This is a genomic window from Gordonia sp. NPDC003424 (assembly GCF_053588655.1).
Genome location: NZ_JBSFQJ010000008.1, coordinates 121,721 through 148,006, shown reverse-complemented (window position 1 = coordinate 148,006; position 26,286 = coordinate 121,721). Strand labels below are relative to the sequence as shown.

The following is a 26,286-nucleotide window of genomic DNA, read 5'->3' as shown; positions in this document are numbered from 1 at the left end:
CGTCATGGGTAAGCGCGGACGTAAGAAGCGCGCTCGCAAGAAGAACGCCGCCAATCACGGCAGGCGCCCGAACTCCTGAGCCGCGAGTTCGATTCAGGCGTGCGAGACAGACGTCGACAGCATCCAGCGTGATGCTGTCGGCGTTTTTGTTTCCGCGCGGCTCGAGGAGACCAGGTGCGATGTCGGCTAGGTTGGGGGCATGGCTGAAGACGTCGTGGCAGAGATCGTGGCAAGTGTTCTGGAGGTCCGCGCGATCGCCGGCCAGCAGGTCGACGTCGGGGACACCCTGTTCCTGCTCGAGTCCATGAAAATGGAGATCCCGGTGGTCGCCGAGGAACCCGGCACCATCGCCGACGTCAAGGTCCACGTCGGAGACGTCATCCAGGCCGGCGACATCATCGCCGTCTACGAGTAGGCGACGACGGTAGCGACCGGAGAGGGTTGAGCCGACGCCTCATGTCGACCCTGGCCGATCTGCTCGCCGAGCACACCCAACTCTCCGACGCGGCCGCCGCTCATCTGCAGCGTCTGGTGGCCGAGTGGCAGCTCCTCGCCGACCTGTCGTTCGCGGATTTCCTGCTCTCGGTGCTGACCGACGAGGGCGACGTGGTGACCGTCGCGCAGTGCCGGCCCAACACCGCCTCGACGGTGTTCCCGCGCGACGAGGTGGGACGGATCAGCACCGGACCGGTGCGGGCCCATGTGGAGCGGGCGCTGCATGCCGACCGGGTCCTGCGCGACGAGGGCCCCGAATGGCTGGGCGCGGTGGCGATCCGGCGCGAGGCCGTACCGGTTGGTTTCGACGGCTTTGACGAGGCCATCGCCGTGATCACGCGGGCCATCGACCTGACTCACCCGAGGATGCCGTCGCCACTCGAACTGGCCTACCAGGACTCGGCAAACGACCTGTGCCAGATGGTCGCGGACGGGACGTTTCCGTTGCAGGAGGGCAACACCCGAGGATTGTCGACCCCCCGGGCGGGCGACGGATTCGTCCGGGTCGACGAGCACGGCATGGTGGTCTACGCGAGCCCCAACGCGCTGTCGGCCTTCCACCGCATGGGCTGGACCGCCGAACTCACCCACACGCGACTGTCGGAGGTCACCGCCTCACTGTTGACCGATCCGTTCGAGTCGGGGGATGCGTCGCTGATGATCGACGCCGCGGCGGGCGCCGAGGTGGTGCCCGACGGGCCTTATCGCGATGTGGGCATGCGCATGGAGGTCGACGCCCGACGGGCTACCGTGCTGATCCGTGCGGTGCCGCTCCGCCCGCACGGCGTGAGCACCGGGGCGGTGGTCCTGATCCGCGACGTCACGGAGGTCAAACGCCGTGACCTCGCGCTGATCAGCAAGGATGCCACGATCCGCGAGATCCACCATCGGGTGAAGAACAACCTGCAGTCGGTGTCGGCGCTGCTGCGGTTGCAGGCGCGGCGCACCACCAACCCCGAGGCACGTGGTGCACTGACCGAGGCGGTGCGCCGTGTCGCGTCCATCGCCCTTGTGCACGAACTACTCTCGGGCAGCGTCGACGAAGAGGTGGACCTCGACGAGGTCGTCGACCGACTGGTCCCGATCCTCGTCGACGTCGCGTCCGGAGATGCGCCGGTGACCGTGCGGCACGCCGATCGTCTCGGAGTGCTGTCGGCCGAATACGCGATGCCGCTCGTGATGGTCCTGACCGAGTTGATCCAGAATGCGATCGAGCACGGATTCACCGAGACCGCTGCCGACGCGGCATTGGAGATCGTCGCCGACCGGGATGTCCGTCAACTGCGTATCGCGGTGCGCGACAACGGCTCCGGACTCCCTGAAGGCTTCGACATCACCAGGTCCGATCGGCTCGGGCTGCAGATCGTGAAGACCCTCGTCTCGATCGAACTCGGTGGTGAACTCACCATGGGTCCCAATCCCGTGGGCACCGGGACCGAGGTGAGTGTGATCATCCCCCTGCGCTGAGTACCAGGACTCGAGCGCCTGACTGCATCCCCCCGCAGACGAAAGACCCGGCCGGAGCCGGGTCTTTTCGTGGTCGCTGTCGCGACGTGAGTTCGTCCCCCGGTTAGACGCTGCTCCGCGTCCGCGTCCGCGCGGTGCGCCGCTTGAGGGCGCGTCGTTCGTCTTCGCTCATGCCGCCCCAGACGCCTGCGTCCTGGCCGGATTCCAGCGCCCACGAGAGGCACTCGGCCGTGACCGGGCAGCGGGCGCAGACGAGCTTCGCATCAGCGATCTGTGCGATGGCCGGTCCGCTCGTTCCCACCGGGAAGAACAGTTCCGGGTCTTCATCACGACAAATTGCCTTGTGACGCCAGTCCATTCCTTGCTCCTTCGTGTGCTCGTGCGAGCACCGCTCGACGACTTTCTATGTCTGATGTGTTGTGGCTGTAACCGCTCGTTCACGCGGACCCACCGAATGTTTCCGCACTGTTGCTTGTGAATACTTTCACGAATCCAGCCGAAGTCAATGGGGTTCCGTTAACTCGTGTGCAATATCACTGTCGTGCCCTACCAGTCGGAGAGCACCCCTCGGTGGAGGGGGTGGTTGCACTCGGTTGCGCACCGATGTACTAGTCTACCCGCTTTGTTTCCTGTTGTTAATGAATTTCCGCAGGTAGTCGTAACGCAACCATGGTGGTCTTGGAGTCAGTCGTCGTAGTCTGTGAGTTATGACACGACGACGATGTTGATCCGATCACAAACGGCTCACGGTGTGGGCGCCGTTGTCCGCGTTCGCGGAGGACGCGATCCCGCTGTATCCGCTCTATGCGGTGATGTTCGCCGACCCGGGTGTCACCGGCCTCTCGCCGGCCGCGATCTCCTCGCTGTTCATCCTGTGGTCGCTCTGCTCTTTCGTATTCGAGATCCCGACCGGAGTGCTCGCCGACCGCGTGCCGCGTCGGCCGCTGCTCGTCATCGGTCCGCTGCTGACCGCCGCGGGCTTCGCGGCCTGGACGTGGTGGCCGGCCTATCTGGTGTTCGCCGGCGGCTTCGTCCTGTGGGCCGCCGGGTCCGCGCTCCGATCGGGCACCCTGCAGGCGCTGATCTTCGACACCCTGTCCGCTGATGGCCGGGCCGACCGATATACGGCGGTGGCCGGCCGGGTCCGTGCCGGACGTGCATTCGGTGTGATCGTCGGCACCGCACTGGCGGTACCACTCGCCGCCGCCGGCGGTTATGCGGCGGTCGGCGCGGCCAGTGTGGCGGCCTGCGTGCTGTGCGCGGCCGCATCCGCGATGCTGCCCGAGGCGCACCCACCCGACCGGGACCGGGTGTCGGACGCCGATGCCGACGCCGACGGTCGTGGCCCGGGCATCCTGCGGGATGCGTTGCGCCAGTTGTGGGTCCGTTCGGCGCTGCGTCGCGCCTTCCTGCTGGTGATCGCGCTCACGTGGGTGGCCGCACTCGACGAATACCTTCCCCTGCTCGCCGCGACGATGTGGCCGGGCGGGTCGGCGACCGGTGTGTCGATGCTGATGGTGATCGTCGCGGTGGGTGATGTCGCCGGCTCGCTCGCCGCGGGCTCGACGGCGGCAGTGCGGCGACGACCGCGGGTGTTCGCGGGCTGGCTGTGCGGCGGTGCGATCGCGCTCGCGGTCGGCGCCGGATCGGCACACCCGATCGGAATGCTTTTGGTGGCCTTCGCTTTCGGGGTCTTCGGCTGGTCACTGGTGATCGCCGACGCGATGCTGGCACACCGGGTGTCGTCGTCGCGTGCTACGATCACGTCGATCGCCGGCGTGGGTGAGGAGATGGTGGCGATCCTCGCCTACGGTGCGTGGGCGCTGGGGTCGCAGTGGCTGGCGCCGACGGGACTGTTCGTCGCGGCGGCCGTGCCCTACGTCGTGGTCGCGGTGCTGGTGGCCTGCGGAAGGGGCGCCACCACGGACAGGGCGTCGGGGCGGTAACCGAACTCGAGCAGCGTGTGTGCGCCCACATAGTCGCCGTCCATCTGGACGTCGATCGGATCGTCGGCGCGGAAACGCACCCACGCGACGTCGTCGTCGCGATAGAGGTGGCGCGCCTTGGGGGCGCGATGGGTGAGCAGCTGGGTGGCCAGACCGAGGTTGCGCGACACCGCGGTCGACGTCGCCGCGAACAGCCCGAGCCTTGAATCGAAGCCGGTCGTCGGGTTGGTGCGGATCTCGTAGGTCCCCATGTAGGTCCATGGGCTGGTGTTGGAGACGAATCCGAAACGAACCCCGGGGATCGGCTTGTGGTCGGGGACCTCGACGGTGAACGAGTCCTGGCTGCCCGCGTGGCGCAGGAAAGAACTGATCGTCGTCCACAGGTACCGCGTCGGGGTGGCCGCCTTGCCGGCGTGCCGTTTGTCCTCCATGGCGTGCACCACCACCGCGTCCATTCCCATCCCGGTGTTGAACAGGAACCAGCGGTGCTGCGTGTGCCCGAGGCCGATGCGCCGGTGCTGGCCCGAATCGATCAGACCGATGATCTGACCGGTCGCCGCGAGCGGGTCGGCGTGGATGCCCAGGGTGCGGGCGAAGACGTTGGCACTGCCGCCGGGGATGACCCCGAGCGCCGGGACCTTCGGTGCCACGCCGGTGGTGTCCGCCTCGCGTCCGGGAGCGCCCAACAAGCCGTTGACCACCTCGTTCACCGAGCCGTCGCCGCCGTGCACCAGCACCACGTCGACCCCGGTGGCCAGTGCGCGCTGAGCGAGTTCGCCCGCGTGCCCGCGGTGCGTCGTGTGTTCCACGTCGACGGTGAAGTGGGAACTCAGTGTGTGCACGAGTGCGTCGCGACCGGCCGGTGAGGTGGCCGTGGCGAACGGATTGACGATGAGCATGACGCGCACGACATCCCAGGGTATTGGGTCGGACGGTGTGACGTGCATCCACCCGCCCCGTGGGGTCGATCCGGCGGCCGAACAGCACCACTTAGGGTGGACCCGTGAGTGACGAGAAAGGCCGCGACGCCGAGAGCAGCGGCGAACCGGCGCGGGGGACGACCAGCAAGACCGGGCCACCGAGCCCGGTCCGGATCGCCGGTGCCGTCACGGCAGTCGAGGGCATCATCGCGGTCGCGGTCGCGGTGATCCTGGGGATCCGCGAGGCGGCCGGGCATCGGGAGGCCGCGATCAGCGGATACGGGACCGCGGCGTGGTTCGGCATCATCGGTCTGGGTGTCCTTCTGGGTGGCATCGCCCTGTGGACCGGACGGCGCTGGGGGCGGGCGATCGCGGTGGTCGCGCAGATCCTGCTGCTGCCGGTGGCCTACGCATTGCTGACCGACAGCCATCAGCCCTGGTTCGGCATCCCGTTGGCGGTGGCCGCGCTGGCCGTTCTCGTATTCATCTTCAGCCCCGCCTCCGTGCGCTGGCTCGCCGGTGAGTACGGTCCCGAATCCGATCAGCCGACCCGCCGCCGGTGACGGTCGCCGTGTGGTCCGGCCAAGTGAAATCCGCGAGTCATTTGCCTCTGTGACGCATTTCGACGCCAACGAATCGGGTGATCGGTCGTACAGTGTTTGCCATGACCCGCATGCTGGCCGTTGCGAATCAAAAGGGTGGGGTGGCCAAGACCACGACCGTCGCGTCACTGGGCGCGGCGCTCGCCGACCTTGATGTCTCCGTTCTCGTCGTTGATCTGGATCCGCAAGGGTGCCTTACGTTTTCGCTCGGGCATGATCCCGACCAGCTCGAGGTGTCGGTGCACGACGTACTCCTCGGTGAGGAGGAGATCGCCGACGTCCTGCTCGACACCGAGGACAACGTGACGCTGCTGCCGGCCACCATCGACCTGGCGGGTGCCGAGGCGCTGCTGCTGATGCGGCCCGGACGCGAGTACGCGCTCAAACGGGCGCTCGCCGAGGTTGCACAGGATTACGACGTCATCCTCATCGACTGCCCACCGTCGCTGGGCGTGCTCACCCTCAACGGGTTGACCGCCGCCGACGAGGTGGTGGTCCCGTTGCAGTGCGAGACGCTCGCGCATCGCGGCGTCGGGCAGCTCCTGCGGACTGTCAAGGAGGTGCAGCAGATCACCAACCCCGATCTGGGCATGCTCGGTGCGGTGGCCACCCTGTTCGACGCCCGCACCACCCACAGTCGCGACGTGCTCTCCGACGTCGCCGATCGGTACGACCTGCCGGTCCTCGACCCGCCGATCCCGCGCACCGTGCGGTTCGCCGAGGCGTCGGCGTCCGGCACCTCGGTGATGCGGGGCCGAAAGAACAAGGGTGCCACCGCATATCGCGACCTCGCCGAGAACCTGTGGAAGCACTGGGAAGCGGGCAGTGCGATCCGTACCTTCGACGGGGCCTGACCGAACCGGTCAGGCCGGACCGTAGGCGGCGACGGTGTCGCCCCATTGTTCGACGATCGTGGTGCCGAGGACCCGGAGGTTCACCGGCTGATCGACGCGACCGTCGCGCCGCACCGCGATCGACCGGATCTCCCGGCCGTTCGCCGCGTCGAGCACGCTGATGCCGGTCGCGGTGGGCAGCAGCAGATAGCCGCCCATGATGTCCCCGGCTCCGATCGCGCCGGGCACCTGATACATCGGACGCCCGGTCGACGAGTTCAGCACCACTGTCGCGCGGCCGGTGAAATAGCTGGTCACCCCGGTGGACACGATCGGCACCGATCCCGTCGGCGCGGCTTGGGCGCCGTCGGTGGGGTTGGTGGCCGACGGCGTGCCATCGGTGGTGAAGAGTCGTATCGACGCGGGGACGCCGGCCGCGGGTGTGCCCGATGCCTGCGCCGGCGGGTTGGCGCCGCCGTCGTACACGGTGATCGCCGATGTGTTCATCGCGATCACCACCGGTGGCGGGCCCGAGGTGCCGGCGGTGATCACCGTCGAGCCGTGTTGCTGAACCTTCTCGTCCTTGTCCAACACGGCGCCGAGCACCGTCAGGCGATAGCCCGGGTCGTCGGTGCAGTGTTCGATGACCGCGATCCGATCGCCTCCGATGATCGACGAGAACAGTCGACATCCATGCCGATCCGGCTGCACTTCGGGCTTGACGGGGGTCGCCACGCGGCCGTACTCGATCCCGCGGACCAGATTGGATCCCCAGGTCTCGAGACGGGTATCGCCTTGGGCCACAACATATCCAGAGTCCGAGCTGAGCTGGATCCGGTCGTCGGCGTCGCTGCTGCGAGCACCCTTGCGGGCGCCCGTCGTGCCGTCGAGGGCGGTGATCTCTCCGCAGCCGCGGGAGTTGCGGTAGGCGGTCAGCACCTCGTCGGCGCTCGCCGGCCACGCGGCGATGATCCCGCACAGCGGCAGGTCCCGCTGATAGCGCCACACCTGGGTGCCGGTCGCCGGGTCGCGTCCGATGACGGTGCCGCCGTCGGCGGTCACCACCAGCGACCGCGCGATGGCCGGTGCCCGGGTGGCCGACGAGTGCGCACGCCACAGCGGCGTGACCCGGTCGGGCACGGTGGTCGACGGTGTCACCGCGGGAACGGGTCCGGCCGCCTGCACGCTCTCGCTGTGCCGGACCGGGCTGTGCGCCCACACCAGCACGCCGACGGTCAGCAGGACCACCACGATCGCAGCACTCACCGCGAGATCGACCGGCGTGCGCCGTTCGGGACGGATGCGTGCCACCTGGCCGAGTAGCTCCTACTCGGCGGCGGTGGCCGCGGCTGCCGGTTCCGGGGTGTCGGCGTGTTGTCCGGTCGACCCGCGATTGGCGCCGCCCCGACGCCGGCGACGCCGGCGCGGCTGGTCCGGATGTCCGCTGTCGTCGGCCGGAGTGTCGGTGGCCGTCGTGGTGGCCGTCGTCTCGGCGTTGTCGGCCGATGTCTCGGTGCCGGCGTCATCCGAGGTCTTGCCGGCCCGCGTCCGGCGACGCTGACGCGTCGACTTCGGACGGTCGCTGCGGGCACCGCGCTCGCGCTTCTCGCCGTCGCCGGTCGTCTTCTTCGGCGCGGCGATGCGTCCGGTGGCCGAGGCGGGCACGCCGAGATCGGACTGCAGGTGCTCGGAGGTCGAGTACGTCTCGACCGGGTCGGGCACGTCGAGCTTCAGTGCGGAATTGATCAGCTCCCAGCGGTGCAGCTCATCCCAGTCGACCAGGGTGATCGCGGTGCCGGTGCGCCCGGCGCGCCCGGTGCGGCCGATGCGGTGCACGTAGGTCTTGTCGTCCTCGGGGCACTGGTAGTTGATGACGTGCGTGACGTCGTCGATGTCGATACCGCGGGCCGCGACGTCGGTCGCGACGAGCACGTCGATGGCGCCGGACCGGAACTTCTTCAGCGCCTTCTCACGGGCGATCTGCCCGAGATCACCATGCACGGCGCCCACCGAGAAGCCGCGTTCGGCGAGGTCGTCGGCCACCTTCTGCGCGGTGCGCTTGGTGCGGGTGAAGATCATCGTGGCACCGCGGCCGTCGGCCTGCAGGATGCGCGCGACGAGTTCGGCCTTGTCCAGGGCGTGCGCCCGGAAGACGAATTGTGTGGTGCGCTCGTGCACCGCGGAGTCGTTGGCGTGCTCGGCGCGGATGTGCGTCGGCTGGGTCAGGAACGTGCGGGCCAGCGTGACGATCGGTCCCGGCATGGTCGCCGAGAACAGCATGGTCTGACGCGGGGTGGGCAAAGCCGACATGATGCGCTCGATGTCGGGCAGGAAGCCCAGGTCGAGCATCTCGTCGGCCTCGTCGAGCACCAGGATCGCGACCTTGCCCAGGATCAGGTGCCCCTGCTGCGCGAGGTCGAGGAGGCGGCCCGGGGTGCCGACGACGACGTCGACGCCGGCACGCAGCTCGGCGATCTGCGACTCGTAGGGCCGCCCGCCGTAGATCGAGGTGATGGCCAGCGGGCGGGTCTCGCCGTTCGCGAGGGTGACGTCGAGCCCCTTGGCGGCCACCTCGAGGTCGCCGGTCACCTGCAGGCACAGCTCGCGGGTGGGCACGATGACCAGCGCGCGGGGGGTGTTGTCCAGGGCGCGCAGGCCGTTGGCCTCGGTGTGCAGGAGCCGGTGCAGCAGCGGGACGCCGAAGCCGAACGTCTTGCCCATACCGGTGCGGGCCTGGCCGATCAGGTCGTCGCCGGCCAGCGCGAGCGGCAGCGTCAGTTCCTGGATGGCGAAGGTATGGGTCTTGCCGTCGGCGGCCAGTGCCGCGACGATGCGGTCGTCGACGCCGAGTTCGGCGAACGTGGGGGAGGTGTGGGTTTCGTCGACGATCGTCGTCTGCACGTCGTCGTTTGTCGTGGCGATGGAATCGCTCATTTGTGTCGGTATGCCTTTCTCGCATGTATCCCGCACGCACGAAAGGCACCACGGTGATCTCGCGAGTCGGCTCGCGTGAAAGAGGGAGACGATCACTGATGAGGACCGTTCCCGACTGTGGTGGCCGGGGCAGACCGCCGCATCATCGTCGAGCGGCAGTCCGCGCCGAAAAGTGCGCGCACATTGTCCGGTGTTTCGCGCCGTGGCAAGGCGGTCGGTCGGAATGTGAGAAACCGAATCGCCACGTTCGCGTCAGTACACCGTTGTCCAGTGTACTTGGTGTACGTAACGTGCCCGCCTACCATTCCCTGCATGTCATCAGCGTCACCGGAGTCCGCAGCCTCGTCCGAGCCCACATCCGATGCCACCGCAGGTGCGGTGACCAAGCTGTTCGCGGTCCTGTTGGCCGGCGAATATGAGGCCTTCTATCGGCTGATCGACGAGTCGAAAATGGCCCCTGACGTGGCAAGTCGCATTGCGATCGCACGCATGGCGGCCTCCGAGATCGGCCACTTCGACCTGCTCGCCGAACAGGTGTCGGCCCGGGGTCTGGTACCCAGCGAATCCGTCGAGCGATACCGGTCGGTGTTTGACCAATATCACCGTGCCACCACGCCGAAGACCTGGTACGAGGCGCTGGTGAAGGCCTACGTCGGGGACGGGCTGGCCGCCGACTTCTATCGTGAGATGGCCGGTGTGCTCCCGGCCGAAGCGCAGGCCGTGATCGAACAGGTCATGGGGACCACCGCGAGCTCACGCTTCGCCCGCGAACAGGTGTCGAAGGCCGTCGCCCGTGACCCGCGGCTCAAGTCGCCCCTGACCTTGTGGGGCCGGCGCCTGCTCGGCGAGGCCATCACCCACGCGCAATGGGTGCTCGCCGCCGAGGAAGAGGTCACCGACCTGCTCTTCGCCGAGGCCGCATCGCTGCAGGGCGTCGCCGGCTTCTTCGACGCCATCGCCGCCGAGCACGCGAAACGGATGAGCGACCTCGGTCTCGGCTGACCATCGGCACGATCCCGGTGAGTTCCGCTGTGAGCGGAGTCGGTGTCGCCGATGCGCCACGCTGAACTAGCCTGGGTCCGCACGCATCGAACGTCGAATGGGAGAAGGCTGGCCATGGCCGTTGAAGTGAAGATCGGCATCACCGACAGTCCTCGTGAGCTGTCCATCCAGACGGGACTCACCAGCGACAAGGCCTACGCCGAGGTCGAGGCCGCGCTGAACGGCAAGCAGTCGCTGCTGGCGCTGACCGACGACAAGGGTGCCCGGTACCTGATCCCGGTCACGAAGATCGCGTACGTCGAGGTCGGCAGCACGGAGAACCGGCGCGTCGGCTTCGGCGCGGTCTGACCCGCGACCCGCGCCCGCTCTTGCGACACCCCCGCCTTTCGGGCGGGGGTGTTCTCGTGGTCAGGGTGTTTCGGCGGTCGCCTCGACGTCGGGCATCAGACCATCGGTCACGCCCATCTCGCCGAGCAACGGCACATGAGAGAGCCCACCCCACAGCAACGCCACCGTCGTGTCGACGGCGACCTGCTTGTCGATCGGCCGTTTCGCCTCCAGCCAGTACCGCGCGTTCACCTGGCTCGCACCCACCAGGCCGGCCGCCAGCATCCGGGAGCGGTACGGGTCGAGGCCCGAATCATGCATGACGAGGCCGTAGACGGCATCTACGCAGGCTTCGGTCGCGCCCTCGACACGGCGGATCACCGCCGGGTCCATGGCGTCGGACGAGAAGATCAGCCGATAGCCCGAGTTGTCCTGATCGATGAAGTCGAAGAACGCCGAGACCGCCGCCCGGACCCGCTGCCGGTTGTCGGTGGTGGTCAGCAGCGCGGCGTTCACATCGCTCACCAACTTCTCGGCATGCGAATCGACAACCGCGATGTAGAGATCGAGCTTCGACGGAAAGTGTTGGTAGAGAACGGGTTTACTCACACCGGCGTGCACCGCGATCTCATCCATGCCGGCGGAGTGATAGCCGCGCTCGACGAATATCTCGCTGGCCGCATCGAGCAATTGCATACGGCGCGCGCTTCGGGGCAGGCGGGTGCTGCGCCCGGAGCCCGGCGAGGAGTTCGTGGCGGTCGACATGGATTGAGCGTACTCGCGGGGACGGTGCCGACCGACGCACACGCGCGAAGCTCCGGAGTGGATTCGGGATGTCGGGTCACAGCTGTGAGAAGGTTGTCGGTGTGAGTTACCCAGGAGACGGGCCGAACTCCGTGCACGGCGGGGTCGGCGGGGAGAATGTGCGCCCCCAGGAGACGGAGACCATCCGGACCCGGCCGCGACCAGACCAGCCGCTGCGGGCGCGCTGGGATCCGACCGACGACAACGGCCGCCCCCGGGTCGATCGGGACGCGCAGCCGGAACGCAAGAAGCGGAGCGCTCTGGGGCGATTCGTCTCCACCTACGGCTGGCGTGCGTATGCGATCCCGGTGCTCGTCGTGCTGACCATCGTCCTCATCGCGATGACGATCCGTGGCGGCAACGATTCCGCGTTCGTGCCCGCCGCCGACGTCAAGCCCGACTCCGAAACCCGCAACACCGACGTCAGCAAGGAGACCAAGCCGATCGGTGCACCGTCGGTCGCGGTGCAGGCGGCGTCGTTGCCGGCCGGCACCCTGCCCGCCGGCGGGCCCTACACGCAGGAGGGCAAAGAGGTCTACCACGTGGTGCCCGGCACCACGAAGCAGGTGGGTACCGGCAAGCAGGTGTACACCTACACCGTCGAGGTGGAGAACGGGCTCGCGTCCACGGACTTCGGCAGTGACCGGACATTCGCGAAGATGGTCGACGCCACCCTCGCGAACCCGCGCAGCTGGATCGGTGGCGGCCAGGTCGCGTTCCGGCGCATCGACTCGGGCGAACCGGATCTGCGGATCACGTTGGCCTCGCCCCACACCGCGCGTGAACTGTGCGGCTACCAGATCCAGCTCGAGACGTCGTGCTTCTACCCGCCGGAAGAGCGGGTCACCCTCAACGAGGCCCGATGGGTGCGCGGCGCGCAGTCCTACCAGGGCGATGACCTGCTGTATCGCCAGTACCTGATCAACCACGAGACCGGGCACGGCATCGGCTACGAGCACCACGAACCGTGCAAGGCCGACGGGGCGCTCGCGCCGGTGATGATGCAGCAGTCGTTCGGCGTGGCCAACAGCCAGATCATGGCACTGGACCCCGACATGCAGGCCAACGCGGCGTATGTCTGCAAGCCGAATCCGTGGCCGTTCCCGAGCAAGTGAGTGACTGAAGGAATGGCCGGGCGCATGTGAGGCGTTGAGGTCAGCAGTCGCACAATCAACACCCAATGGGAGGCGCCCGTGTCGTCGTTACCCCCGCTGGTCGAGCCGACCGCGGAACTGTCCAACGAAGAGGTGGCCCGCTACAGCCGCCACCTGATCATCCCGGACGTCGGCATGGACGGACAGAAACGGCTGAAGAACGCCAAGGTCCTCGTCATCGGCGCGGGCGGTCTCGGCTCACCGACACTGCTGTATCTGGCCGCCGCCGGAGTCGGGACCATCGGCATCGTCGAGTTCGACGTCGTCGACGAATCCAATCTGCAGCGGCAGGTCATCCACGGGCAGTCCGACATCGGCCGGCTCAAGGCCGAGAGCGCCCGTGACTCGATCGCCGAGATCAACCCGTATGTCACGGTCAACATCCACGATCAGCGACTCGAACCCGAGGGCGCGATCGAGTTGTTCAAGCAGTACGACCTGATTCTCGACGGCACCGACAACTTCGCCACGCGATACCTGGTCAACGATGCGGCCGTCCTCGCCCACAAGCCCTATGTGTGGGGCTCGATATACCGGTTCGAGGGGCAGGCGTCGGTGTTCTGGGAGGACGCCCCCGACGGCCGTGGCCTCAACTACCGAGACCTGTATCCGCAGGCCCCGCCGCCGGGCATGGTGCCGTCGTGTGCCGAGGGCGGCGTGCTCGGCATCCTGTGCGCGTCGATCGGATCGATCATGGGCACCGAGGCCATCAAGCTGATCTGCGGGATCGGTGAGCCGCTGCTCGGGCGGCTGATGGTGTACGACGCACTGGACATGACCTACCGCACCATCAAGATCCGCAAGGATCCCGACGGCACGCGGGTCACCGAACTCATCGACTACGACGACTTCTGCGGCGTCGTCTCGACCGAGGCCGCCGACGCCGCGGCCGGGTCCACGCTGACCCCTGCCGAACTCAAGGAGAGGATCGACGCGGGCGAGCGGATCGCGCTGATCGACGTCCGTGAACCCGTCGAGTGGGAGATCGTGCACATCGACGGCGCGACACTCATCCCCAAGGACGAGATCCTCTCGGGCGCGGGACTGGCCAAGGTGCCCCAGGATCGTCCGACGGTGCTCTACTGCAAGACCGGCGTCCGGTCGGCCGAGGTCCTGGCCGCGCTCAAGCGCGCCGGGTTCGCCGACGCGACACATCTGCAGGGCGGGGTCACCGCCTGGGCGAATCAGGTGGACAAGACGCTGCCGGTGTACTGACTTTCCACACCGCACCGGCCGCGTCGTTACCGGCTTCCTGCAGGTTTGCTGGGTAATCTCTGCAGGCGTGAACACCGTGGAGCCACCCGAGCATGTGCTCAACACGTTCGGGCTGACCGCCCACCCGCCGATCCCGATGGGCGACTCGTGGATCGGCGGCTGGCGGGTCGGTGAGGTGGTGCTGTCGTTGGTGCCCGACCATGCGCGCGCCGCGTGGTCGGCCACCGTCCGCGAGTCGCTCTACGTCGAGGGACTACGCATCGCCCGGCCCTTCCGCGCCACCGACGGCCGATACGTGGTGTCGGGGTGGCGTGCGGACACCTACATCGCCGGCACGCCGGAACCCCGGCATGACGAGGTCGTCCTGGTCTCCGAACGGCTGCACGAGGCGACCGCCACGCTCGAGCGACCACGTTTCCTGCTGCAGTCCCCGGCCCCGCCGCACACCGACGTCGACGTGTTCACCGCCGCCGATCGGGCGGCCTGGGAAGATGTTCCGCTGCGTTCGGCACGCGCCGCCGGCATGGGTGAACCCACCTCGCCGGACGGGGTGGAGAGCGTGTCGATGCTCAAACAGCTTGCCACGCTTCGGAAGAATGTCGAACTGCGGTCGCAGGTGGTGCACGGTGATCTGTTCGGCACGGTGCTGTTCGCCGGTGCGGCCGCTCCCGGTATCACCGATATCGTGCCCTACTGGCGGCCCGCACCGTGGGCCGCGGCGGTGGTGGTGGTCGACTCGCTGGCGTGGGGTGGCGCCGACGACGAACTCATCGACCGGTGGTCGGATCAACCGGAGTGGCCGCAGATGATGTTGCGTGCCACCATGTTCCGGCTCGCCGTGCATGCCCTGCACCCGCGTGCCACCTCCGGTGCGCTGCCGGGGCTGCAGCGGGTGGTCGACCTCGTGCGGTTGATGCTGTAGTTCAGGGCGTCCAGCGGCACTCCCGGAGCACGACCTTTCCGTCTCGGATCGGAACTCCTTCCGAGTGAAGGCGTTCCAGTTGCCGTGCGGCCAGATGCGGCGACGGTGTGCCGCTCGCCGAGATGACCCGGTGCCACGGCAGATCGGCGGAATCGGTGCGCATGATCCAGCCGACGACGCGTGGACTCGACAAGCCCACGGCCGCAGCGAGATCGCCGTAGGTGGTCACCCGGCCCACCGGAATCCGCGCCACGAGGGCGCGGACCTGTTCGACGTCGTCGTCGGAGACCGCCGCCATCGCCTCAGGCCTTCCCGATCATCGACCGGATCAGGCGTGCGGTCAGCTCCGGCTCGAGAAACGGCACCATGTGCTCGCAGTCGGCGTGAATGACCTCGACCGAGTCGGCACGTTGTGCGGCAACGGCTTCCAGAAACGCCGGACGGACGAAGGGCGGGTCGACACGATCGGCGACCACCACGGCCGTCGGGACGTTCTCCGGCGGCAGGACAACGTCGCCGGCCATCTCGCTCCACGCCGTCGCCGCGGCCGGTGCGGATATGCGCCAGCCGACCCGTCCGTCCGGCAGCTCGATGAGGTGATCATCGATCTCCTTGTCCAGCAACCGGTCCGGGATGTCGGCCCAGCCTTCGGATCGTTTGGCGGCCCGTGCGGCGTCGGCATCGGCATAGCCCCAGTGCGCCAGTGAGTCGGTGGCCACCTCCAGCGCCCATGAGGGGTCGAGACCCTGGGCCGGATCGAGCAGGATCAACCCGGCGACATCCTGGGCGGGCAGCAGATTCGCCAGGCGCACGGCGAGTGCTCCGCCGAACGAGTGGCCGACGATGACGAACGGGCGTGCGGTGGAGTGGATGTGGCGGTCGACGACGTCGGCCAGGGCCGCGAGGTGTGCGGTGAATGACCACGGCGGTGTCCAGGCGGAGTGGCCGTGACCGATCAGGTCCGGGGCGATCACTCGCACGTCCGGCAGGTGTTCGTGCGCCAGCGCCTCCCACCGGCGCCCGTGTCCGGTCAGACCGTGGATGGCCAGGACGATGGGGGTGCCCGCGGTGTCGGGACCGAACTCGTAGGTGTGCAGCGGCATGTCGTCATCCTGCCGTACGGGCCGGACACGTTCTCGCGCGTGGCGAGAAGGTGTCCGACCCGGTGCTACCGCGCGCCCTTCACCTTGCGGATGGCGAGCGCGCCGAGCACCGCGAAGACCGCGGACGCGAGGTACAGCGCGACGAAGTTGCCGTCGGCGCTGGTGGTCAGGATGCCGAACGCGGGGATGGCGAGAAATGCCGGCGCGATGGCGGGAGACAGGGCGGGCGGAACCGTGTTGGCGACGTTGAAGAGTCCCATGGCGCGTGCGGTGTCGCCGCGGTCCGGGATGACCTCGGTGACCAGGGCGAGGTCGACCGCCATGTAGATGCCCTCGCCGATACCGGTGATCGCCATGCCGATCAGGAACAGCGGAAGGGAGTGCGCGAGCGCGATGGCCACCATGCCCACGGCGTAGATACCGGCGCCGGTGGCGACGAAGGTCTTGCGGCGTCCGTAGCGGTCCGACAGTTTGCCGGCGATGGGGCTGAACACGAAGACGAAGGCATAGTGCACGAGGGTCGAGATGGCGACGACGCCGGCGACGGTGGCCATCGTGTAGTGCAGTTGATTCACCAGGAAGAGCACCTGGTAGCCGACCAGGATCGCCGTTCCCATGAACAGCAGGAACCGGCTCAGCCAGGTCCAGCCGAAGTCGGGATGCCTGCGCGGACTGATCCAGTAGCTGCGTACCAGCCAGGAGAAACTGAAGGGCGCCTGCACGGCGGCTGCCTCGGGGGTGAGGCGACGGTCGTCGAGCACGGTGAGCAGGAACACGGTGCCGATCACCATGAGGACGCACGGGCCGATGAACATGGCCAGCGGGCCGTGCTGTGCCAGAACCGGCGTCAGGCCGGCGCCGACAACCGCGCCCACCGGCACGCACATGCCGGCCAGTCCCGAGACCCAGCCGCGTTGCGCGGCGGGAACCTGATCGGGGATGAGTGCGACCAGGCCGGCGAGTACCGAGAATGCGCCCGCGATGCCGATGAGGTAGCCGACGAGAATCCCCGGGATCGAGTTCGAGACGGCGAGCAGGGTGAATCCGACGAACGAGACGATGGTGCCGCCCACGATCCATGGCGTGCGCATCCCGAATCGGGAGCTTGTACGGTCACTCAGCGCGCCGACGATCGGGTTCGTGAGCAGCGCGACGAGACCGCCCGCGCCCAGCACGAGGGATAGTGCCTGCGCCCGCTGACCTTCCGGCAGTACATCGGAGATGCGCAGTGACATCGACACGATCGGCGGTGTCAGATAGGCGAGCCAGAATCCGACGTAGGTGAGCAGAAACGCCGTCAGAAACAGCTTGCCGACCGGGCGTGGCACCGGAGCTTCGGTCATGGGTGGGCTGATGGTGTTCGTCGTCACCGACTGCAGGTTCTCCGACACGACAGGGACTCCTCGATGTTGGCGGTTCGGGTGTGATCGACCCACCGGCGCCACGGGCTGTGACGGTCGCCGGTGAATCGGCACAATGTGATGTAAGGCATTGTGTGGTGGTCTCGAGGTACCCGGAAGACGGATTTGCCGATGACCAATATCGGCGGCGTCTATACCCTTGGCCGTCACAATGGTGGCGGGACTGCTGTCGGTGCCGCGTGATTCGATGTGTTCATGGCCGGGCGCTCCAAGTCTTCACGCGATTCCGGGACCGGCACAGCGCTCGAGGCGCGGCTGATCCCGGCTCGGCGAGCCGACGGCGCTGCTCGCTCCTGGCCGTCGCAGGTCCAGGCGGTGATCGACGGGCGGATGACCGCCGACCCCGAAGCGCCGTGGTCGCCGATCCGGGTCCATGGTGGGCCCGGCAGCGGCAAGACGGCGCTGGTCGTCGACGCGGCGGTGGCCCGGCTGCTGCGCGCCGACGTCGATCCGGAATCGGTGCTGGTGCTCGCCGCTTCGCGGCGGGCGGCCGCGTCGCTGCGCGAGGAGATCAGCAGTCGGGTGCTGTCGGCCACCGGCGGCGGCGATTCGGGCCGGGCGCTGCGCGAACCGCTGGTGCGCACGGTCCACTCGTATGCGTTCGCCATCCTCCGACTGCAGGCCTCGGCACACGGCAACCCGCCGCCCCGCCTCATCACCGGGTCCGAGCAGGACATGGTGCTGCGGGAACTCCTGGCCGGCGACATCGAGGACGGCGCCGGGTACTGGCCCGCGCACCTGCGACCGGCATTGGGGACCGACGGCTTCGCGCAGGCGCTCCGCGACCTGATGATGCGGGCCGCCGAACGCGGTGTCGGGCCGGAAGAGCTCACCGCGCTCGGGCGAAAGCACCGCCGACCGGAGTGGGTCGCAGCGGGCCGCGCGTACGCGCAGTACGAACAGAACATGCTGCTGCGCGGTGCGGTCGGTGCCGACGCACCCGGCGCGTCGGCACCGGCGGTCGACGCCGCCGAGCTCGTCGGCTCGGCCCTCTCGGCCTTCGCGACGGACCCGGAACTTCTTGCCGGACAACGCAAACGCATCCGGCACCTGTTCGTCGACGACGCCCAGCACCTCGATCCGCAGGCGGCCGGGCTGATCCGGTTGATCGGCACCGGCACCGATTCGACGGTGATCGCCGCCGACACCGATCAATCGGTGTTCGGCTTCCGCGGCGCCAGCCCGCGGTTCGCCGACGGGCTCGCCGAGGCGGGTTCTGAGCGAGATCTGTTGTTGGAAAATACTTTTCGATACACCCCTGCAATCGCGGCAGTGGGTGCGGCGCTGTCGGCCCGCTTGCCCGGCGCCCGCCCGCATCCGTATCCGACACCATTGGACGTCGATCCCGAGGCCGGTGCGCCCGCGGCCGGCGCGGCGGTCCGCGTCTTCAGTTCCGGGGCCAAAGAGGCCACCGCGGTCGCCGACCTCCTCCGGCGCGAGCATCTCTTCGGCGGTGTGCCGTGGTCGCAGATGGCGGTGATCGTCCGGTCGGTGCCGCTCGCGCTGCCCGCGCTGCGTCGGGCGTTTCGCTCCGCCGGTGTGCCGGTGACCACCCCGACCAGCGATCTGCCGCTGCACCGTCAGCGCGCGGTCGTCGCCCTCATGCAGGTGCTGCGCGCGGTGGTGGCGCGCGGGCTCACCGACGACGAGGCCCTCGACGCGTTCGGCGTCGACGACGCCGTCGCGGTGTTGTCCGGGCCGATCGGCGGCGCCGACCCTGGTGCCATGCGCCGCCTCCGGCGCGGCGTGCGGCGACTCGACGAGAAGACCGGCGGCGGCGAGGCGACCGACTCGGTGATCGCGCTGCGCCGCGCCATCCTCGACCCCGCAGAAGCGCGGCGTTACCTCGATGCCCTCAGCACCACCGAAGCCCGCCCGCTGTCCCGGGTGATCGAGGTCGTCGACGCCGCCCACCGCACCGAACAGGCGAATCGGGGGGTGGAGGAGACCCTGTGGTCCGCCTGGCAGGCAACCGGTTTGGAACGGCGATGGGTGTCCAGCGCGATCCGCGGCGGACCGTCGGGGGAGCAAGCCGACCGGGACCTCGACGCGGTGATGGCGATGTTCGAGGCGGCCGCCAACTTCGCCGACACCCTGCCGGCCGCCGGTCCGGCGGGCTTCCTCCGTTACGTGTCGGCGCTGCAGATCCCGCGCGACAGCCGGATGGCGGCCGCGGCGAACGACGCCGTGACCGTGCTGTCCGCGCACGCGGCCGCCGGACGCGAGTGGGAGGTCGTCGCGGTGGCCGGTGTGCTCGACGGTCTGTGGCCGTCGCTGCGGAGTCGCGGCAGCGTGCTCGCGACCGGTCAACTCGTCGACCTCCTCGACGGGGTCGATCCGGACGCCTTGGACACCGTTGCCCGCAGCACGTCGGCGCTGGCCGACGAACGGCGGCTGCTGCTCGTCGCCTGCACCCGCGCCCGGCGTCGGCTGCTGGTCACCGCGGTCGACGACGGCGGGGGCGACGCCTCACCGTCGCGGTTCGTGGGGGAGATCGCCGACGCCCTCGCATCCTGGCAGGCGGGCCCCGTCCGCGACGCCGACGAGTCCGACACGACCGGGGAGCTGCCCCTCGACCCAGGTGTGGAACGGGTGCTGTCGCTGCCGTCGCTGATCGCCACCCTGCGGTCGGCGGTGGTGGCCGGCTGCGTGGGCATCGAACCCGGCGCCGAACCCGACGCGCGGACCCGGGCGGCAGCGGAACTGCTTGCCCGACTTGCCGATTCGGACATACCGGGGGCCGCTCCGAAGGACTGGTACGGACTGGCCGGGCCGAGCGTGGACGACCCGCTGTGGACACCGGACCGCGGGCCGGTGGTGCTGTCGCCGTCGAACGTCGAGGCGCTGAACCGATGCTCGCTGCGCTGGGTGCTCGAACGGCACGGCGGCCGCGATGGCGACGGCACCCCGGCGATCACCGGCACCCTGGTGCACACGCTGGTGCAGGCTGTGGCGGGGCAGATCGATCCGGCCGAGGTGACCGCCGCGCTGCGCGGGATCTGGGATCGTGTGGACACCGGCGCGGCATGGTTCTCGGTGCGAGAACTCGAGCGTGCGGAGGGCATGCTCAGCACTTTCCGTGACTGGCTGCGGATCTCGCGCGACGAACTGTCCGAGATCGGTGTGGAGGCGACGATCGACGCCACCCTCCCCGCCGGCAGCAACCAGGAGCCCGCCGAGGGCAACCACGATCCCGCCGACGGTGGCCACGATTCCGCCGACGCCGTCCAGACCGACGGCTCCGACATCCCGATCCGGCTGCGCGGCCGCGTCGACCGGCTCGAGCGCGATGGACAGGGCCGGCCCGTGGTGGTGGACGTCAAGACCGCCAAGACCGCGATCAGCAAGTCCGATGCCCAGGAGCACGCCCAGCTGGCCACCTATCAGCTGGCGTTGTCGCTCGGCGGGGCCAAGGACCTCGGTCCGGTGGAGCCGGGTGGCGGCCGGCTCGTCTACGTGGCCGCGGCCAACCGCACCACCGGCGCCACCGAGCGTCCCCAGGACGCGCTCGGCCCGGAACTGGTCGACGAATGGATCGGCGTGGTACGCAAGGCGGCTCGCGCGAGCATCGGGCCCCGGTTCGACGCCACCCGCAATCCCGGGTGCGGTCACTGTCCGCTCACCACGAGCTGCCCGGTGCAGCTGCGCGGGAAGTCGGTGATCGATGACTGAGCCCACGGACCGTCCGGTCATCTCGGCCGTCGCGCTGTCGGCCGCGCTCGGGCAGCCCACCCCCACGCCCGAACAGGTCGCGGTCATCGAGGCGCCGATGGAACCGATCCTGGTGGTCGCCGGCGCCGGGGCGGGCAAGACCGAGACCATGGCCGCCCGCGTCGTGTGGCTGGTCGCCAACGGGTTCGTCGCGCCCGACGAGATCCTCGGACTCACGTTCACCCGCAAGGCCGCCAGCGAACTCGGCGCCCGGATTCGTCGTCGACTCTCCACCCTCTCGGGTTCACCCGCGCTGCGGCGCTGGGATCCCGACGGCACGCTCGCCGCACGCCTGAGCGGCGGTGATCCCGAGGTCAGCACCTACCATGCCTACGCCGGCCGCCTGATCGCCGACTACGGCCTCCTGCTGCCGGTGGAACCCTCCTCGACGCTGCTGTCGGAGACCGAACTGTGGCAGATGGCGTTCTCCGTGGTCGCCAACTGGACCGGGGAACTGCACACCACCAAGGTGCCGTCGTCGGTGACCGAGGCCGTGCTGAAGCTCTACGGCGAGATGGCCGAGCATCTCGTCGACGTCGAGGCCCTTCGTCACTCCGGTGACCGGTTGCAGCAGCTCATCGAGATGCTGCCACCCGGGCCGAAACAGCGCGCCAATCCGACCCAGGCGCTGCTCAAGATCCGTGACGTCATCGACGAGCGCCGCGAACTCATCCCGATGGTCGAGGCGCTCACCGAGACGATGCGGGCCGCGGTCGCCCTCGACTTCGGCAGCCAGATGTCGCTGGCCGCACGACTCGTCGTCGAGCATCCGGAAGTTGTTGCTGCCGAAAGGCATTCGTTCCGTGCTGTGCTGCTCGACGAGTACCAGGACACCGGGCACTCGCAGCGCATCCTGCTGGCCACGCTGTTTGGGGGACGCGCGTCGGCCGCCGATTGGGCGGTCGCCGTCACCGCCGTCGGCGATCCCATCCAGTCCATCTACGGCTGGCGCGGCGCTTCGGCGGCGAACCTGCCCCGGTTCACCAGCGACTTCCGCCGCTCCGACGGAACCCCCGCCGACCGGCTCGAGCTGCTGACGAGTTGGCGCAACGCCGAACACGCGTTGCGCCTGGCGAACCAGACCTCCGAGGAACTCCGCCGGCGTGGCATTCCGGTGTCCGTGTTGCGCGCCCGGCCCGATGCGCCCCTCGGCACGGTGAACATCGCGCTGACCGAGACCGTCGTCGACGAACGTGCCTGGATCGCCGATCACGTCGAACAGCACTATCGGGCCGCGGAGGAGGCTGGCACTCCGCCGCCGACCACCGCGATCCTGGTGCGCCGTAACGAGGATTCGGCACCGCTGGCCGCCGAGCTGGAGCAGCGCGGTATCCCCGCCGAGGTCGTCGGCATCGGCGGACTGCTGCACGTCCCGGAGGTCGAGGACATCGTCGCGATGCTCCGGCTGATCGCCGACCCCATGGCCGGGACCGCCGCCATGCGGTTGTTGACCGGCGCCCGTTGGCAATTGGGGGCCGGTGACCTCGCCGCGCTGTGGCGCCGCGCCGCCGAACTCGCCGTGGTCGAGTTCAACGCGTCGCAAGGCATCGTGGCCACCCGGGCGGAACTCGACGCCGCGCTCGACGCGGTGCTGCCCACCGAGGTCGTCGACCAGGCGGGCATCGCCGACGCCATCGTGGATCCCGGTGAGCCACAACGGTACAGCGCAGCGGGCTATGCCCGCATCCGCGCGTTCGGCGGCCAGCTGGAGGCGTTGCGGCGGCGCATCGGTCAGCCGCTGCCCGAGCTGGTCGCCGACGTCGAGCACACCATCGGCGTCGCCGTGGAGGCCCAGATCCGGGCCCACCGGATGCGCGGCGCGATCACCGGCCGCGAGCATCTCGATGCGTTCGCCGACCATGTCACCGCCTACGCCGACCGGCCGGGTGCCAATCTGCCTGGGCTGCTGGCCTTTCTGGAGACCGCCGAGGACATCGAGAAGGGACTTGAACCGGGCCGGATCGAGGTCGCCGAACAACGGGTGCAGATTCTCACCGTGCACGCCGCCAAGGGCCTCGAATGGGATGTGGTGGCGGTGCCGCATCTGTGCAAGGGCATCTTCCCCGGCGGACGGGCCGACACCACGTGGCTCGGCAGCGCCAAGGAACTGCCCGCCGCGCTGCGCGGTGATCTCGCCGACGACGCGAACGCCGAGGGGTTTCCACCGCTGGATCTGCGGTCGGTCACCGACCGCAAGGAGCTCGAGGCCGCGCTCACCCACCACAAGGAGGCGATCAAGGAGCGACGCCTCGAGGAGGATCGCCGCCTCCTGTATGTCGCCCTGACCAGGGCCAAGCAGTCGTTGCTGGTGTCGGCACACCACTGGTCCGAAACCGGCGACGCCCCGCGCGGCGGCTCCGACTTCTTCGACGAGATCCGGGCCATCACCGCGGATGCGATCGCCGACCCGACCGTCGATGCCACCGGAATGGCGATCGACATCGACAGTCCCGCACCCGATGACGGCACCCCCAACCCGCTCGCCGAGCTGGTCGTGAGCAGATCCTGGCCTCGCGATCTGCTCTCGGACCGGCGCCACCCGACCGAGGCCGCGGCGCAACTGGTCCACGACGCCATCGCCGAACGCGACGCCCCCGCTCTGTTCGACACCCCCGGTGCCCCGACCGTCGCCGACGCCGACGACGACCCGGAGATCCGCGCCTGGCGCGCCGAGGTCGACGCGTTGCTCGACGAGCACCTGCGGACCAACCGGGCGGTCGTCGACGTCGAACTGCCGACCCACCTCTCGGTCAGCCAACTCGTCGAACTCGACACCGACGAGGCCGCCTTCGCGCAGCGGCTGCGGCGTCCGACGCCCTATCAGCCCAACCCGATCGCGCGGCGCGGCACGGCCTTTCACGCGTGGGTCGAGGCGTGGTTCGGGGCCACCCGCCTCCTCGACATCGACGAACTGCCCGGCGCCGCCGACGCCACCGCCGCACCCGACATCGATCTCGATCAACTGCGAGACGCGTTCCTCGCCTCGCGGTGGGCCAACCGCAGCCCCACCGAGGTGGAGGTGCCCTTCGAGACGGTGATCGGTGCGACCGTCGTCCGCGGTCGCATCGACGCGGTGTTCGCCGAACCCGACGGCGGATGGATCGTCGTCGACTGGAAGACCGGGTCGGTACCGGAACCGGCGCGCCGTGAATCGTTGTTCGTCCAGCTCGGCGCCTACCGCATCGCGTGGGCGCAGCTGGCCGGGGTGCCGGTGGAGAAGGTGCGCGCCGCCTTCCACTATGTGCGGTCGGGCTACACGCTCGAGCCCGACGACCTGCCCGACGACGCGGCTCTGGCCGCGCTGCTCGCCACGTGACGCAGGGCAATCGAGTTCTGGACGGATACATTCCCGGGGCATCAAGTACTGTCGGAGAATTGTGAGCACATCGGTCTGTGGCCCGCGCGGAATCGGGGGCTGATGCGATCTCGGTTGCGTGGGCGGCTACGTCGGTCGGGGGAGCTGGTGGAGAGCCCCGACTATGCGCTCGTCGGTGTACTGAGGATTCCCGAACTGCAGCAGAGCCCGGGCCGTGCCATCGGCAAGCGCGTGGTCTTCGCGGTCTTCGCACTGTTCTTCACGGCGGCGCTGGTCTTTGTCGATCGCGACGGCTACCGCGATGTCCAGCAGAACCCGTTGTCCTTCCTGGACGCGATGTACTACTCCGCGGTCACCCTGTCGACCACCGGATACGGCGACATCACCCCGTACACACCATCGGCCCGGCTGATCAACCTGCTCATCATCACCCCGCTGCGCGTGCTGTTCCTGATCGTCTTGATCGGTACCACCCTCGAGGTGCTCACCGAGCGGTCCCGGCAGGCGCTCAAGATCCAGCGTTGGAGGAACAGCGTGCGCAACCACACCGTCGTCATCGGGTACGGCACCAAGGGCCGCACCGCCGTCGACGCGATGATCGGCGACGGTGCCAAGCCGAGCGAGATCGTCGTCGTCGACGCGAACCCGGACGTCCTGGAGGCAGCCGCCGCCGACGGTCTGGTGACCGTCCGCGGCGATGCGACGAAGTCCGATGTGCTGCGCCTGGCCGGTGTCGCGCACGCGTCGAGCATCGTGGTCGCCACCAACCGCGACGACACCGCGGTGCTGGCCACCCTCACCGCGCGCGAGATCAACCCGCGCGCCAAGATCGTCGCCTCCATCCGGGAGTCCGAGAACACCCACCTCATGCGGCAATCCGGCGCGAACTCGGTGGTCGTCTCGTCGGAGACGGCCGGGCGGCTGCTCGGTATCGCCACCCTGACGCCGTCGGTCGTGGAGGTCATCGAGGATCTGCTCACCCCCGACGCCGGCTACGCCATCGCCGAGCGTGAGGTCGATCCGACCGAGACCGGTGGATCACCCGCACACACCCGTGACATCGTGCTCGGCGTGGTGCGCAACGGCGTGCTGCATCGCGTCGACGACCATGAGGTCGAGCAGATCGAGGCCGGCGATCGGCTGCTCTACGTCCGCAAGGGGCCGTCAGAGTGAACGCCGCGTTCTCCCTCGATCAGCCGCCGTTGCTCTCCCGCGCGACCTTCAACCGGGCCGACGACATTCGCGACGACCCCGAGCGGATGCGGTCGGGCTGGTCCTCGGCACGGGTGTTGCTGATCGACGGCACCGGCCGCTACGCGGTCGCCGACGACGGTGGACTGCACTGGATGGCCGCCGCCGACCTCGCCGACCAACCGTTGCCGGATGCGGTGTTCCTGGGCATCTCTGCCGCGGGCCATGACCTGTGGACCCGCCGGGTCGACCATATCGACGGACCCACCGACGATCCGCGACGCGGCGCGCACGGCCTCGACTCGGATGCCGCCGGACAACTCGCGACGGCACTTGGAATCCTGAATTGGCATGCCGCAGCACGGTTTTCGCCAGTGGACGGCTCGGCGACCAAGCCCGCGCGCGGCGGCTGGGTGCGGCGGCACGTCGACACCGGCGCCGACGAGTTCCCCCGCACCGACCCCGCGATCATCACCGTGGTGCACGACGGTGCCGACCAGATCCTGCTCGGCCGGCAGTCGGTGTGGCCCGAAGGCTGGTACTCGACTCTCGCCGGCTTCGTCGAGCCGGGCGAATCGCTCGAACAGTGCGTGATGCGGGAGGTGTACGAAGAGGTGGGGGTGACCGTCCGCGACCCCCACTATCTCGGCAGCCAGCCGTGGCCGTTCCCGCGATCGCTGATGCTCGGCTTCGAGGCCGTCGCCGACCCGGACGAACCGCTGCGTTTCCTCGACGGCGAGATCGGTGACGCCGCCTGGTTCGGTCGGGACGAGGTCATCGAGGCGATCGAGGAGGGTGGCGAATGGGTGCGCGCCGACGGCGCGGTGGGGACCGCCGTCGACGGTCGCCGACTCCGGCTTCCGGGGTCGATCTCGATCGCCCGCGCGATCATCAGCGCCTGGGCGTACGCCCCCAAAATGTGA

At 68.9% G+C, this 26,286-nt stretch carries 23 protein-coding genes; 15 read left to right on the top strand and 8 right to left on the bottom strand.

Annotated elements, in window-relative coordinates; translation table 11 throughout:
* Positions 1-4 precede the first annotated feature (4 nt).
* From ACWDTI_RS14100 to ACWDTI_RS14090, 3 genes are all read left to right on the top strand, one after another.
* Complete coding sequence (locus ACWDTI_RS14100) at positions 5-79, top strand: 50S ribosomal protein bL37 (RefSeq protein WP_373279550.1); 75 nt, start codon at positions 5-7, stop codon at positions 77-79.
* Positions 80-199: 120 nt separating this feature from the next.
* The gene (locus ACWDTI_RS14095) at positions 200-415 is read left to right on the top strand and encodes a biotin/lipoyl-binding carrier protein (RefSeq protein ID WP_449738713.1); all 216 of its coding nucleotides are present in this window, start codon (positions 200-202) and stop codon (positions 413-415) included.
* 41 nt (positions 416-456) lie between these two features.
* A complete protein-coding gene (locus ACWDTI_RS14090; protein ID WP_449738712.1) occupies positions 457-1,962 on the top strand; it encodes a sensor histidine kinase in 1,506 nt (501 codons plus the stop codon).
* A 103-nt stretch (positions 1,963-2,065) separates the two neighbouring features.
* Here the strand turns inward: ACWDTI_RS14090 and ACWDTI_RS14085 are convergent, their stop codons facing one another.
* Positions 2,066-2,320, bottom strand: coding sequence for a WhiB family transcriptional regulator (locus tag ACWDTI_RS14085; protein WP_005170735.1), 255 nt, complete (start codon positions 2,318-2,320; stop codon positions 2,066-2,068).
* 403 nt (positions 2,321-2,723) lie between these two features.
* Here ACWDTI_RS14085 and ACWDTI_RS14080 point away from each other — a divergent pair, with 403 nt between their 5' ends.
* Positions 2,724-3,908, top strand: a complete 1,185-nt coding sequence (locus tag ACWDTI_RS14080; RefSeq protein ID WP_449738711.1) for an MFS transporter — start codon at positions 2,724-2,726, stop codon at positions 3,906-3,908.
* Here the strand turns inward: ACWDTI_RS14080 and ACWDTI_RS14075 are convergent.
* Positions 3,839-4,816: a diacylglycerol/lipid kinase family protein gene (locus ACWDTI_RS14075; protein WP_449738710.1), complete on the bottom strand. Its 978-nt coding sequence runs from the start codon at positions 4,814-4,816 to the stop codon at positions 3,839-3,841. The two genes, ACWDTI_RS14080 and ACWDTI_RS14075, sit on opposite strands and share 70 nt — an antisense overlap.
* 95 nt (positions 4,817-4,911) lie before the next feature.
* Between ACWDTI_RS14075 and ACWDTI_RS14070 the strand changes: the two genes are divergently transcribed.
* Both ACWDTI_RS14070 and ACWDTI_RS14065 read left to right on the top strand, forming a co-directional pair.
* Complete coding sequence (locus ACWDTI_RS14070) at positions 4,912-5,391, top strand: hypothetical protein (RefSeq protein ID WP_449738709.1); 480 nt, start codon at positions 4,912-4,914, stop codon at positions 5,389-5,391.
* Between the two features lie 101 nt (positions 5,392-5,492).
* Positions 5,493-6,284 carry a ParA family protein gene (locus ACWDTI_RS14065; protein ID WP_449738708.1) on the top strand — a complete coding sequence of 264 codons (792 nt, stop codon included), beginning with the start codon at positions 5,493-5,495 and terminating at the stop codon, positions 6,282-6,284.
* A gap of 9 nt (positions 6,285-6,293) precedes the next feature.
* Here the strand turns inward: ACWDTI_RS14065 and ACWDTI_RS14060 are convergent, their stop codons facing one another.
* On the bottom strand, positions 6,294-7,574 hold the full coding sequence (locus tag ACWDTI_RS14060; protein WP_449738707.1) for an Rv3212 family protein: 1,281 nt from the start codon (positions 7,572-7,574) through the stop codon (positions 6,294-6,296).
* Between the two features lie 15 nt (positions 7,575-7,589).
* Entirely contained in the window at positions 7,590-9,197 is a 1,608-nt protein-coding gene (locus ACWDTI_RS14055; RefSeq protein ID WP_449738706.1) for a DEAD/DEAH box helicase, read from the bottom strand.
* 312 nt (positions 9,198-9,509) lie between these two features.
* Here ACWDTI_RS14055 and ACWDTI_RS14050 point away from each other — a divergent pair, with 312 nt between their 5' ends.
* Both ACWDTI_RS14050 and ACWDTI_RS14045 read left to right on the top strand, forming a co-directional pair.
* A complete protein-coding gene (locus ACWDTI_RS14050) occupies positions 9,510-10,199 on the top strand; it encodes a ferritin-like fold-containing protein (RefSeq protein ID WP_449738705.1) in 690 nt (229 codons plus the stop codon).
* A gap of 114 nt (positions 10,200-10,313) precedes the next feature.
* Positions 10,314-10,547, top strand: a complete 234-nt coding sequence (locus ACWDTI_RS14045; protein ID WP_449738704.1) for a DUF3107 domain-containing protein — start codon at positions 10,314-10,316, stop codon at positions 10,545-10,547.
* Between the two features lie 60 nt (positions 10,548-10,607).
* Here the strand turns inward: ACWDTI_RS14045 and ACWDTI_RS14040 are convergent, their stop codons facing one another.
* Positions 10,608-11,291, bottom strand: coding sequence for a TetR/AcrR family transcriptional regulator (locus tag ACWDTI_RS14040; RefSeq protein ID WP_449738703.1), 684 nt, complete (start codon positions 11,289-11,291; stop codon positions 10,608-10,610).
* A gap of 68 nt (positions 11,292-11,359) precedes the next feature.
* Between ACWDTI_RS14040 and ACWDTI_RS14035 the strand changes: the two genes are divergently transcribed.
* The 3 genes from ACWDTI_RS14035 to ACWDTI_RS14025 all read left to right on the top strand — a co-directional run bounded on the left by ACWDTI_RS14035 (position 11,360) and on the right by ACWDTI_RS14025 (position 14,621).
* On the top strand, positions 11,360-12,445 hold the full coding sequence (locus ACWDTI_RS14035) for a DUF3152 domain-containing protein (RefSeq protein WP_449738702.1): 1,086 nt from the start codon (positions 11,360-11,362) through the stop codon (positions 12,443-12,445).
* Between the two features lie 78 nt (positions 12,446-12,523).
* Positions 12,524-13,699 carry an adenylyltransferase/sulfurtransferase MoeZ gene (gene moeZ / locus ACWDTI_RS14030; protein ID WP_449738701.1) on the top strand — a complete coding sequence of 392 codons (1,176 nt, stop codon included), beginning with the start codon at positions 12,524-12,526 and terminating at the stop codon, positions 13,697-13,699.
* A gap of 67 nt (positions 13,700-13,766) precedes the next feature.
* Entirely contained in the window at positions 13,767-14,621 is an 855-nt protein-coding gene (locus ACWDTI_RS14025; protein WP_449738700.1) for a TIGR02569 family protein, read from the top strand.
* Position 14,622: 1 nt separating this feature from the next.
* Here the strand turns inward: ACWDTI_RS14025 and ACWDTI_RS14020 are convergent, their stop codons facing one another.
* From ACWDTI_RS14020 to ACWDTI_RS14010, 3 genes are all read right to left on the bottom strand, one after another.
* A complete protein-coding gene (locus ACWDTI_RS14020) occupies positions 14,623-14,919 on the bottom strand; it encodes an MGMT family protein (protein ID WP_449738699.1) in 297 nt (98 codons plus the stop codon).
* Between the two features lie 4 nt (positions 14,920-14,923).
* Positions 14,924-15,724 (bottom strand): alpha/beta fold hydrolase, encoded by an 801-nt coding sequence (locus tag ACWDTI_RS14015; RefSeq protein WP_449738698.1) that lies wholly within the window; start codon positions 15,722-15,724, stop codon positions 14,924-14,926.
* A gap of 65 nt (positions 15,725-15,789) precedes the next feature.
* The gene (locus ACWDTI_RS14010) at positions 15,790-17,115 is read right to left on the bottom strand and encodes an MFS transporter (RefSeq protein ID WP_449738697.1); all 1,326 of its coding nucleotides are present in this window, start codon (positions 17,113-17,115) and stop codon (positions 15,790-15,792) included.
* A 225-nt stretch (positions 17,116-17,340) separates the two neighbouring features.
* On the opposite strand from ACWDTI_RS14010, the gene ACWDTI_RS14005 reads away from it, so the two are divergent.
* From ACWDTI_RS14005 to nudC, 4 genes are all read left to right on the top strand, one after another.
* The gene (locus ACWDTI_RS14005) at positions 17,341-20,817 is read left to right on the top strand and encodes an ATP-dependent helicase (RefSeq protein WP_449738696.1); all 3,477 of its coding nucleotides are present in this window, start codon (positions 17,341-17,343) and stop codon (positions 20,815-20,817) included.
* A complete protein-coding gene (locus ACWDTI_RS14000) occupies positions 20,810-24,172 on the top strand; it encodes a UvrD-helicase domain-containing protein (RefSeq protein WP_449738695.1) in 3,363 nt (1,120 codons plus the stop codon). Before ACWDTI_RS14005 ends, ACWDTI_RS14000 begins: the two co-directional genes overlap by 8 nt.
* 102 nt (positions 24,173-24,274) lie before the next feature.
* The gene (locus tag ACWDTI_RS13995; protein ID WP_449738694.1) at positions 24,275-25,345 is read left to right on the top strand and encodes a potassium channel family protein; all 1,071 of its coding nucleotides are present in this window, start codon (positions 24,275-24,277) and stop codon (positions 25,343-25,345) included.
* A complete protein-coding gene (nudC, locus tag ACWDTI_RS13990; protein ID WP_449738693.1) occupies positions 25,342-26,286 on the top strand; it encodes an NAD(+) diphosphatase in 945 nt (314 codons plus the stop codon). The genes ACWDTI_RS13995 and nudC overlap by 4 nt, the downstream gene beginning before the upstream one ends.